The 12,264-nt window shown below is 37.0% G+C and carries 8 protein-coding genes; 7 read left to right on the forward strand and 1 reads right to left on the reverse strand.

Annotated elements, in window-relative coordinates; translation table 11 throughout:
* The first annotated feature begins 9 nt into the window (after window positions 1–9).
* Window positions 10–1,509 (forward strand): threonine synthase, encoded by a 1,500-nt coding sequence (gene thrC / locus SBH76_RS07975; protein ID WP_317977419.1) that lies wholly within the window; start codon window positions 10–12, stop codon window positions 1,507–1,509.
* Between the two features lie 2 nt (window positions 1,510–1,511).
* Window positions 1,512–2,375, forward strand: coding sequence for a class II fructose-1,6-bisphosphate aldolase (fba, locus tag SBH76_RS07980; protein WP_009662420.1), 864 nt, complete (start codon window positions 1,512–1,514; stop codon window positions 2,373–2,375).
* Between the two features lie 53 nt (window positions 2,376–2,428).
* On the opposite strand, the gene SBH76_RS07985 is transcribed toward fba, so the two are convergent.
* A complete protein-coding gene (locus tag SBH76_RS07985; protein WP_317977420.1) occupies window positions 2,429–3,595 on the reverse strand; it encodes an MFS transporter in 1,167 nt (388 codons plus the stop codon).
* A gap of 126 nt (window positions 3,596–3,721) precedes the next feature.
* Between SBH76_RS07985 and SBH76_RS07990 the strand changes: the two genes are divergently transcribed.
* From SBH76_RS07990 to asd, 5 genes are all read left to right on the forward strand, one after another.
* Window positions 3,722–5,044, forward strand: coding sequence for a replication-associated recombination protein A (locus tag SBH76_RS07990; protein ID WP_317977421.1), 1,323 nt, complete (start codon window positions 3,722–3,724; stop codon window positions 5,042–5,044).
* A gap of 3 nt (window positions 5,045–5,047) precedes the next feature.
* Window positions 5,048–6,745, forward strand: coding sequence for a transcription termination factor Rho (gene rho / locus SBH76_RS07995; RefSeq protein ID WP_317977422.1), 1,698 nt, complete (start codon window positions 5,048–5,050; stop codon window positions 6,743–6,745).
* Window positions 6,746–6,810: 65 nt separating this feature from the next.
* Window positions 6,811–8,724, forward strand: coding sequence for a DNA gyrase/topoisomerase IV subunit B (locus SBH76_RS08000; RefSeq protein WP_317977423.1), 1,914 nt, complete (start codon window positions 6,811–6,813; stop codon window positions 8,722–8,724).
* An 8-nt stretch (window positions 8,725–8,732) separates the two neighbouring features.
* Complete coding sequence (locus SBH76_RS08005) at window positions 8,733–10,970, forward strand: DNA gyrase/topoisomerase IV subunit A (protein ID WP_317977424.1); 2,238 nt, start codon at window positions 8,733–8,735, stop codon at window positions 10,968–10,970.
* Window positions 10,971–11,149: 179 nt separating this feature from the next.
* Window positions 11,150–12,235, forward strand: coding sequence for an aspartate-semialdehyde dehydrogenase (asd, locus tag SBH76_RS08010; protein WP_317977425.1), 1,086 nt, complete (start codon window positions 11,150–11,152; stop codon window positions 12,233–12,235).
* Window positions 12,236–12,264: the final 29 nt, after the last annotated feature.

Raw genomic sequence — 12,264 nt, forward strand, 5'->3', positions numbered from 1 at the left:
GAGTTTAGAATGGAATTCATAAAGTATAAAAGTACCAGAGGCAAAGAGACCGGAGTAAATGCGTCAGAAGCTATTCTTAAAGGATTGGCGGATGACGGCGGACTGTTTATGCCTGAAAAATTTCCGAAGTTCGATTTTTCTTTGGAAGATTTAAAGGGGAAAAGATATCAGGAAGTTGCCTATGAGGTAATGAAGCTTCTTTTGAGTGATTATACAAAAGAAGAATTGACGGATTGTATAGAAAAAGCATACGATGAAAAGTTTGATACTGAAGAGATTGCACCGCTTGTAAAGGCGGGAGGGGCGTATTTTCTGGAACTTTTCCACGGTGATACTATAGCATTTAAGGATATGGCTCTTTCAATATTGCCTCATCTGCTCACAACAGCCGCCAAGAAAAACGGTATAAAGAATAAAATAGTTATTCTTACAGCTACAAGCGGTGATACCGGTAAGGCTGCAATGTCGGGATTTTGTGATGTTGAGGGTACAGGCATTATAGTATTCTATCCTAAGGACGGTGTCAGCAATGTACAGAGATTGCAAATGGTGACACAAAAGGGTAACAATACGGATGTAGTAGCAATACACGGAAATTTTGACGATGCACAAAGCGGAGTAAAAAAGATATTTTCCGATAAAGAGTTTGCAAAAAAACTTTCAGAAAACGGAATACAGCTTTCCAGTGCAAACTCCATAAATATAGGACGTCTGGTACCACAGATAGCTTACTATGTATATGCTTACGTTAAGCTGCTGGAAAGTGGCGATATAGCTGCAGGCGAAAAGATAAATGTATGTGTTCCTACAGGAAACTTCGGAAATATACTTGCGGCATATATTGGAAAACAGATGGGATTACCTGTGGATAAACTCATATGTGCTTCAAATGAAAATAAAGTTTTATTTGATTTCTTTGAGAATGGGGTTTATGATAGAAATCGTAAGTTTGTTTTAACATCTTCACCGTCTATGGACATACTTATTTCAAGCAATCTTGAAAGATTGATTTATTTAAGCTGTGGAAGTGACGGAGAGTATGTTTCAAAGCTTATGAAAGATTTATCATCAGGCGGTAAATATGAAGTTACCGAAGCTATGAAGGATTTTATGAAAGACTTCATCGCCGGATTTGCTGATGAAGGGAAAAATTTTGAAGGTATAAAATCTCTGTATGACAGTACAGGTTATATTATAGATACACATACCGGAGTGGCATTCTCAGTATATGAGGATTATAAAAATGCCACAAAGGATATGACAAAGACGGTCATAGCATCCACAGCAAGTCCATATAAGTTTGCTGACAGTGTACTTGAAGCAATCTTTGGACAAAAGCAGGATATGGGAGATTTTGAAGTCATTGACAAATTGCATGAGATTGGAGCACCTGAAATTCCGAAGGCAATATTGGAGATAAAAGATGCAAAGATTCGACATACAAGAGAATGTGACAGTGCAGATATGCAAAAAGAAGTAGAAGATATTCTATTCAACAACAGGAGGTAGATATGTTAGTATCAGCAAAAGAAATGCTTGATAAGGCAAAAGCCGGACATTATGCGGTAGGACATTTTAATATCAACAACTTAGAGTGGACAAAGTCTATTTTGTCGGTAGCTCAGGAGATGAATTCACCTGTAATCCTTGGAGTTTCAGAGGGTGCGGGAAAGTATATGACAGGCTATAAGACAGTAGCTGCAATGGTAAAGGCAATGATAGAGGAGATGGGAATTACAGTTCCTGTAGCACTTCACCTTGACCACGGTTCATATGAGGGATGTAAGAAGTGTATTGAAGCAGGATTTTCTTCAATAATGTTTGACGGTTCTCATTTCTCAATCGAAGAGAATATTGAAAAGACAAAGGAGCTTGTAGCTTTGGCACATGCAAACGGAATGTCACTTGAGGCCGAGGTAGGATCAATCGGTGGCGAGGAAGACGGTGTTGTAGGTGCAGGTGAGTTTGCAGATCCTAATGAGTGCAAGATGATTGCAGATCTCGGAGTAGATTTCCTTGCAGCAGGTATCGGAAATATTCACGGTAAGTATCCTGCAAACTGGCCGGGTCTTAACTTTGACGTTTTGGCAAAGGTACAGGAGAAAACAGGAAACCTTCCATTGGTTCTTCACGGCGGTACAGGTATTCCTGCAGAGATGATTCAAAAGGCAATTAACCTTGGTGTATCAAAAATCAATGTTAATACAGAATGTCAGCTTTCATTTGCAGATGCTACAAGAAAGTATATTGAAGCAGGTAAGGACCTTGAAGGTAAGGGATTTGACCCGAGAAAGCTTTTAGCTCCGGGTGCCGAGGCTATCAAGGCAACTGTAAGAGAGAAGATAGAGCTTTTCGGTTCAGCAAATAAGGCTTGATTTATTAAGATAAAATTTTAGGGCGTCACATATGTGATGCCCTTTTTACATGTCTATTTTTCAAATTTATAATTTATGCATGATAATATAAATATCAGTATTGCATTTACAATCAGCATAAAAACCGCAGTACTCATATTAAAGGTATTGGAAATAACGCCTAAGATATATGGAGTTATGATTCCGCCGATCGCTGTAAGTGCTGTAAAAATTGTCATTGCAAAAGCGGAACCGTGTAATGACTCCTTTGAAACGGCATAACTTAGCGGAAATACCGGTGCCATAAAAAGTCCTAAAATAAATAATGATATTACAATAATAAAAACATTTTTGGTTGAGATAAGCATAATAAAGCCTGTCAAAAGTCCTAGTGAGTCAAATACCATTATTTTTTTCGGAGATATATTTTGACTTATTTTGGCTATAAAAAGTCTTGAAATCAAAATGGCAATCCAGGTAATCGAAACAAGGGTGGTTGCAAGTGAAATGCTCATAATACCCGTATCCTTCAGATAAGTGATAAACCATCCGTTTACGCTGTATTCAAATCCCAGGTAGAAAAATAAAAGTATTGTATTTATATAAAACTTTTTATCTTTAAAAAATTGCGTATCTTTATTTGTTCCGTTTGCAACCGAGCCTTTGGCATTATTTTTATAAAAAAGAAGAGTATCATTATCGGTTGTAAAAAATCCTGCTACGACCAAAGCCGCAATAATTGCTATAAGTCCCAAAATATATCGCCAATTAAATCCCAGATAAAGAATAAATGACAGCAGGAAAGGTGATATAAATGCACCTATTGCGAACATGGCGTTAAGTATTGCACCCTTGGGAGCGGGATTTTCATACATATTATTTACATAGTAATTATTAAAAAGTGTAATTGATTCCTTTGTAAGTCCGAGGATAAGCATCAATATATTAATGATTATCAAGGGAGGTGTATTTATTAAAATAACAAAACTGAGGAATGACAAACAGGTCATAAGTGTTATACTGAATTTATCACCAAGTTTTGCAGACAGTGCGGTATATAAGAAACTTCCGAAAAAATTTCCGATATAAAAGAAAGTCAGTATACTGCCTGCACCTATGTAGTCAAGTCCTATTTCTCTCATAAGATGAGGCAAAGTTGCACCGATGATAAGAGTTGCCATGCCGCTGAAAAAATAGCCAAGGCAACATCTTAAAAAAATCTGTTCACGATTCTTTTCCATAAATTATCCTTAAAAAATTAAATATAATACTATATTCTATCATATTACTTTATAAATTAATAACTCGATATTTGACATTTGGAAAAAATGTGGTAAAGTAGTGGTAACAACCTACATGGAGAAAAAATGGACTTATTTGATTATATGAAAGAAGTTAATGAAAAAGAGGATGCCCCGTTAGCTTCAAGATTAAGACCCGATTCTTTAGATTCGATAGTAGGGCAGGAACATATTTTGAGTAAAGATAAATTCTTATATAGGGCGATAAAGGCTGATAAACTGAGTTCGATTATATTCTTTGGTCCTCCGGGATGTGGAAAAACAACTATAGCAAAGATCATTGCAAATACCACCAAATCAAATTTTAAGCAAATTAATGCCACTACGGCCGGTAAAAAAGAGATGGAAGAAGCGATATCTGAAGCTAAAATATCCTTTTCAATGTATAAGAAAAGAACTATTTTATTTATCGATGAAATTCATAGATTTAATAAATCTCAACAAGACTACCTGCTGCCTTTTGTAGAAGACGGTACTGTAATTTTAATCGGAGCAACAACGGAAAATCCTTTCTTTGAGGTAAATAAGGCTTTGATTTCAAGATCAAGACTTTTGGAATTGAAACCGCTTTCATATCAGGATATAGAGACCATTTTAGATAGAGCAATTAAAGACAAAGAAAGAGGGATGGGAAGGTATGAAGTAGAAATTTCTAAAGAGGCTGTAGAATTCCTTTCTAAAAGCGCGGACGGTGATGCAAGAAGTGCATTGAATGCTTTAGAACTTGCAATTCTTACAACAGATATTTCAGAAGACGGAAAGATTCATATTGATACAAATATCGTAAGTGAATGTATTCAAAAAAAGATAGTGAAGTATGATAAGGACGGAACAAATCATTATGATACCATATCGGCATTTATAAAAAGTATGAGAGGCTCGGATCCCGATGCGGTTATGTATTATCTGGCAAAAATGCTCTATGCAGGTGAAGATATAAAGTTTATAGCCAGAAGAATTATAATATGTGCGGCCGAGGATGTAGGCCTTGCAGATCCGAATGCTTTAAGTATTGCGACCAATGCCTTTTTGGCAATTGAAAGAGTCGGTATGCCTGAGGCAAGGATAATTTTGGCTCAAGCTGCAAATTATATTGCTTGTGCGCCTAAGTCAAATTCATCATATCTTGCTATAAATGAAGCATTAAGATTTGTGAAGGAAAACGGTGATTTTGAAGTGCCAAAGCATATCAGAAACGCAAATTTTACGGGGGAAAAAGATATAGGAATAGGTGTGGGCTATAAATATGCTCATGACTATGAAAATCATTATGTTAAACAACAATACCTGCCTGATGAGATAAAAGATAAGGTGTTTTTTAATCTTACAGATATGGGATTTGAAAAATCAATCAAGGACTATTTTAATAAAATAAAAAAGGACAGATAATATATGCGAGAAAAGTTACAAACTTTATCATTGGTACAGTTGAAAGAGATTGCAAAAGAACAGGGCTTTAAAGGAGTCAGCAATTTAAATAAGGCAAATATAATAGAGTTGTTAGTGGAGTTCTCCGAGAACCGAAGTAAAGAGGTTTCAAACAGTGAAGGAGGCTCGCCTGATATGACCGGAAAAGATAATTCATATCAAAGAGACGGATATGCCGGACAAAACTATTCCGGTCAGAGTAATTATACAGGTCAAAGCAGAAGTACATATAACAGTGCACAAAGAAGCACTTCAAATCAAAGCAGAAATAACGGATATAATAATACATATCAAAACGGACAAAGGTATAGCCAGGTAAGTGCTCAAGGCAATATGCCTAATTACTACCAAGGCCAGTACAATAATCAAAACCAGTATGTAAATTCAAATCAATATGTAAATCAGTATCCTAACCAGTATCCGAATCAATATCCTTTACAAAATCAACCGGGATATAGAAATGAATACTATGATAATCGCTTCGGAGCGGGATTTGCAAGAGATTATCCTACAGACATAAGAGATCTGGATTCAGGTGAGATTGCGGAGGGTATACTTGAGGTAATGCCTGACGGTTTCGGATTTATAAGATGTGAAAATTTCTTACCGGGTGATAATGATGTGTATGTTTCTCCTGCACAGATTAAAAAGTTCAGAATGAAGACAGGTGATGTGGTATCGGGAATTAAAAAAATAAAAACCGCCTCAGAAAAGTTTGCGGCACTTTTATATATAAATACTGTAAACTCCTTCCCTCCTGAGACTTTGGAAACAAGACCTAATTTTGAGGATTTGACACCTATTTTCCCAAACAGCAGAATACATTTGGCAAATGATGATTCCGCATCAAAAGCTATGAGAATAGTTGATTTGCTCTCACCTATAGGCAGAGGACAAAGAGGTATGATAGTTTCACAGCCAAAGGCAGGTAAGACTACGCTTTTAAAGGAAATAGCAAAGTCTATTACAACAAATCAAAAGGATATGCATCTTATTATTCTGCTTATAGATGAGAGACCTGAAGAGGTTACAGATATCAAAGAGGCAATAGTAGGAGAAAACGTGGAAGTTATATATTCCACATTTGATGAACTTCCGGACAGACATAAGAGAGTTTCCGAGATGGTTATTGAGAGAGCAAAAAGACTTGTGGAGCACGGAAAGGATGTAATGATATTGCTGGATTCCATTACAAGACTTGCAAGAGCTTACAATCTTACAATAGCACCAAGCGGAAGGACGCTTTCAGGAGGACTTGACCCTGCGGCGCTTCATATGCCTAAGCGTTTCTTCGGAACGGCAAGAAATATAAGAGAGGGCGGAAGTCTCACAATACTTGCAACAGCTTTGGTAGATACCGGAAGCAGAATGGACGATGTTGTATTTGAGGAGTTTAAGGGTACAGGAAATATGGAACTTGTACTTAACAGAAAGCTCTCTGAAAAGAGAATCTTCCCTGCTATAGATGTTTTAAAGAGCTCTACAAGAAGAGATGATTTATTATTGAGCAAGGAAGAGGCCGAAGTGGTTAGTATAATCAGAAAGTCCACAGATCTGGCAAAGCCTGATGAAGTGGCCGAAAGAATTATCGAAGAATTCAATTCAACAAAAAACAATGAAGAACTTGTTGAAAAAATATTGGCAAACGGCCAATTGATGTAAAATAAAGTATGAATGTAACAGTTTGGTTTTGCCGGACTGTTACATTTTTGTAAAAGTGAGGTTTTATGCAGGACTATAATGCAGGCAGTATTACAGTACTTGAAGGACTTGAGGCTGTTAGAGTAAGACCGGGTATGTATATCGGTGGAGTCGGTGTAAAGGGGTTAAACCATCTTATTTATGAGATAATGGATAATTCTATTGATGAACATTTGGCCGGATTTTGTAAAAATATATGGGTGACTTTAAATGCGGACGGCTCATGTACCGTGAAGGATGACGGTAGAGGAATACCGGTTGAGATGCATCAAAAAGGTATTTCAGCGGAAAGAGTTGTATTGTCCACCTTGCATGCAGGCGGAAAATTTGATAATGAATCATATAAAACCAGTGGTGGATTGCATGGTGTAGGTTCATCAGTGGTTAATGCTTTGTCCAATTTCCTTGATATAAAAATATCAAGAGACGGATTTATACATTATGACAGATATGAAAAGGGTATACCTACAGTAGAATTAAAAAACGGACTTTTGCCAACTATAGGAAAAACAAGAAATACAGGTACTGAAATTACATTTCTACCTGATGATACTATCTTTGAAGTTACAAAGTTTAAGGCTGACTGGTTGAAATCCAGAATGCATGAAAGTGCATACTTAAATCCCGGCCTTATGTTGCATTTCAAAAACTTAAGAGATAATGAACATGAAGAAACAGTTTTCCATGAACCCGAAGGCATAGTGGCATATGTAAAAGAGCTTAATAAGGGCAAGGAAGTAATGCATGCTCCTATACTTTACAAAGGAGTATGTGACAATATAGATGTGGAAATAGCCATACAGTTCGTGGATGCATTTGAGGAGAATATACTGGGATTTTGTAATAATATATTTACTCAAGAAGGCGGTACACATATAGCCGGATTCAAGACAAAGTTTACAGGTCTTATAAATACCTATGCAAGAGATCTCGGTATATTAAAGGATAAGGACAGCAATTTTACCGGTGCGGATACCAGAAACGGTATGACCGCCATTATCAGTGTAAAGCATCCGAATCCTATGTTTGAAGGACAGACAAAGACAAAACTTGCATCGGCCGATGCCACAAGGGCTGTACTTACGGTTACAGGGGATGAGCTTACAAGGTTTTTTGACAGGAATGTAGATGTGGTAAAAGCTATAATTTCCTGTGCGGAAAAATCCGCCAAGATAAGGAAGGCTGAGGAAAGAGCCAAGACAAATATGCTCACAAAATCAAAGTTTTCATTTGAGTCAAACGGAAAACTTGCAAACTGTGAGTCAAAAGATCCAAGCAAATGTGAGATATTTATAGTAGAGGGAGATTCTGCCGGCGGTTCCGCAAAGACTGCAAGAAACAGAAATTTTCAGGCTATTTTACCGATAAGAGGTAAGATATTAAATGTTGAGAAGGCTTCTATAGATAAGGTACTTGCAAATGCAGAGATAAAAACAATGATAAATACTTTCGGTTGTGGATTTTCTGAAGGCTATGGCAATGATTTTGATATTTCAAAACTTCGTTATGACAAGATAATACTTATGACCGATGCGGACGTGGACGGAAGTCATATAGATACTCTGCTTTTGACCTTCCTCTACAGATTTATGCCTGAGCTTATATATGACGGACATGTATATATTGCAATGCCGCCGCTTTTTAAAGTGGTACCGAAAAGAGGTGAGGGCATTTATCTATATGATGAAAAAGCACTGGAAGATTATAAAAAGAAACATAAGGACAATTTCACTCTGCAAAGATATAAGGGACTTGGAGAGATGGATGCCGAACAGCTTTGGGAGACAACTCTTGACCCTGAAAGAAGAGTGCTCAAAAAAGTTGAAATAGAAGATGCAAGACTTGCAAGTGAAGTAACTGAGCTTTTAATGGGATCCGATGTGGCTCCGAGAAGAAACTTTATACATGAGCATGCAAGAGAAGCGGTAATTGATGCATAGGAGGGTATATGGCTGAGAAGATATTGCGAACGGAATATTCGGAGGAAATGCAAAAATCCTATCTGGATTATTCTATGAGTGTTATAACCGCAAGGGCTATACCTGATGCGAGAGACGGTCTAAAGCCTGTACAAAGAAGAGTTTTATATGATATGAGTGAACTGAGAATATTCAGTGACAGACCGCATCGTAAGTCTGCAAGAATAGTCGGAGATACCATGGGTAAATATCACCCGCATGGTGACAGTTCGATATATGAAACTTTGGTTGTTTTGAGTCAGGACTTTAAAAAAGGAATGCCTTTAATAGACGGTCACGGAAACTTCGGTTCTATAGAAGGAGACGGAGCCGCGGCAATGAGATACACCGAAGCGAAGCTTGCAAAATTTGCTGAGGAAGTTTATTTAAAGGACCTTGATAAGACTGTTGAATTTATTTCAAATTATGATGAGACAGAAAAAGAACCTGCGGTTTTGCCTGTAAGAGTACCTAATCTTTTGATAAACGGTGCGGAGGGTATTGCGGTAGGTATGTCAACCTCAATTCCTACACATAATCTGCTTGAAGTATGTAATACCTGTATTGCCTATATTAAAAACAGGAATATAGATACTAAAGGACTTTTGGAAGTACTGCACGGTCCGGATTTTCCTACAGGCGGCATTATTGCAAATAAAAAGGATTTGCTTGATATCTATGAAACAGGTAACGGAAAGCTAAAGCTGCGAGGAAAGATAGAAGTAGAGCTTGGAAGAAAAAAAGCTGACAAGGACAAGCTGATAATTTCTGAGATTCCATATACTATGATCGGTGCCGGAATAAACAAGTTTTTAGTGGATGTGGCAAATCTTGTGGAGAGTAAGAAGCTCTCGGATGTAGTGGATATCAGCAATCAATCCGATAAAAACGGTACGAGAATAGTTCTGGAGCTTAGAAAAGATGCGGATATTGAAAAGATAAAGAACATCCTTTATAAGAAAACCAAGCTTGAAGATACATTCGGAGTAAATATGCTTGCGATTGTAGACGGAAGGCCTGAGATTCTTTCATTAAGAGATATTTTAAAAAATTACCTTGAGTTTCAGTATGAAATCACTACAAAAAAATACAATATACTCTTAAATAAAGAGCTTGAAAAGAAGGAAATACAGGAAGGTCTTATAAAGGCTGTAGACGTTATCGATCTTATCATTGCCATACTTCGCGGTTCCAAAAATCTGACTCAGGCAAAAAAATGCCTTACGTCCGGTGATACCACAGGTATAAACTTTAAGGTTAAGGCGCTTGAAAAGGATGCTAAGAAGCTTTCATTTACCGAGAAGCAGGCGCAGGCGATTCTTGATATGAGACTTTATAAGCTTATAGGTCTTGAGATAGAGGCTCTTTTAAAGGACAATGCGACTACTCTTAAAAATATAGAGGAATATGAGAATATTTTAAAAGATCATAAAAATATGGATAAGCTCTTTATAAAGGATCTTGAAAAGATCAAAAGAGATTTTGCTATTCCAAGAAAAACCTTGATAGAGGATGCAAAGGAAGCTGTTTATATTGAGGAGCCAATAGCAAGTGAAGAGGTTATCTTTGTTATGGATAAATTCGGATATTGCAAGATACTTGACAGAAATACTTTTGATAAGAATGCGGAAACTGTGGAAAGTGAAAATATCCATGTATTTCCTGTGATGAATACGGATAGAATATGTATTTTCTCTAATGCAGGTGTATTATACAAATTCAAGGCTATGGATCCCGGTGTTTCAAAGCTTAGAGATAAGGGAACCCCTATTGATAATTTAACTAAATTTGACAGCAGCAATGAAGAGATACTTCTGGCAGTCAGTGAGGACAGTATGAAGGGAAACCTTATTTTAATGCTGACTAAAAACGGATATATAAAGAAAGTTTCCGGTGAAGAATTCAAAACAAATAATAAGCAGGTTGCCTCTACAAAGCTGAATAATGATGATGTGCTTATAGGTGTAAAAATGCTTGGTGCGGCATCAAATACAGATTTATGTATTGTAAGTGATGCAGGATATATTTTAAGATTTAATGTTTCAGAGGTAAATGAATTTAAAAAGAGTACCAGGGGAGAGAAGGCAATTACACTTGGATATAATGAATTTGTTGAGAATTTGTATCTTACAAACGAGGTTGGACTTGCAAGCGTATCCGGAAAAGAAGTTAATTTAAGTAAAGTTAAACTTAGCCATAGAGGTTATAAGGGGCAAAAAATCAAATAATATTTTGTAAAAACAGACAAGTAAAATAAAATGTCTCTGTCAGGCGTACAAATGTGCGCCTGATGCGAAAAAATGCTTGCAATATTATTTATTGTGTACTATGATTGCAACCAGTTAAAAATAATAGTCCACAAGATTTATGAACTGTTATTCAAAATAAACAGATATGGAGAGATAATATGGATAAGAAATTAAAAGTTGGTGTCCTCGGTGCAACAGGTATGGTAGGACAGAGATTTTTGTCATTACTTGAAAATCATCCTTGGTATGAAGTTGTAGTTGTAGCAGCAAGTCCAAGCAGTGCGGGAAAAAGATATGAGGATGCTGTAGGAAGTCGTTGGAAAATGACAACTCCTATGCCGGAGGCTTACAAAGACCTTATTGTAATGAATGTAAATGATGTTGATGCGGTTGCCTCAAAGGTTGACTTCGTATTCTCAGCTGTGGATATGACAAAGGAAGAGATAAAGGCTATTGAAGAGGCTTATGCAAAAACAGAGACTCCTGTGGTTTCAAACAATTCGGCACATCGTTGGACAAAGGATGTACCTATGGTTGTTCCTGAGATAAATCCTGAGCATTTTGCAATTATTGAGTCACAGAAGAAGAGACTCGGAACAAAGAGAGGATTTATTGCGGTAAAGCCTAACTGTTCTATACAAAGCTATGCTCCTGTGCTTAATGCATGGAAAGAGTATGAGCCGTATGAAGTTGTAGTTACAACATATCAGGCTATATCTGGTGCAGGAAAGACTTTCAAGGATTGGCCTGAGATGGTTGAAAACATTATTCCGTTTATCGGCGGTGAGGAAGAAAAGAGTGAGAAAGAGCCTCTCAGAATCTGGGGACATATTGAAGGTGATGAGATTGTTCCTGCAACTTCACCAAAGATTACTTGCCAATGTGTAAGAGTACCGGTACTTAACGGACATACAGCTGCAGTATTTGTAAAGTTTAAGAACAAGGCTTCCAAAGAAGATCTCATAAAGAAACTTGTAGAGTACAAGGGAGAGCCTCAGGAACTTAACCTTCCTTCAGCACCGAAGCAGTTTATACAGTATCTTACAGAAGATAACAGACCACAGGTAAATCTTGATGTTGATTTTGAGAACGGTATGGGTGTTTCAGTGGGTAGACTTAGAGAAGATTCAATGTATGACTATAAGTTTATCGGACTTTCACATAATACTTTAAGAGGTGCTGCAGGCGGTGCACTTCTTTGTGCGGAGTACCTTACAGCAAAGAATTTTATAACAGCAAAATAATTATTAATGAGGCATTTGCATTGCAGATG

The sequence above is a fragment of the Lachnoanaerobaculum sanguinis genome, from assembly GCF_033242365.1.
Lineage (GTDB): Bacteria > Bacillota > Clostridia > Lachnospirales > Lachnospiraceae > Lachnoanaerobaculum > Lachnoanaerobaculum sanguinis.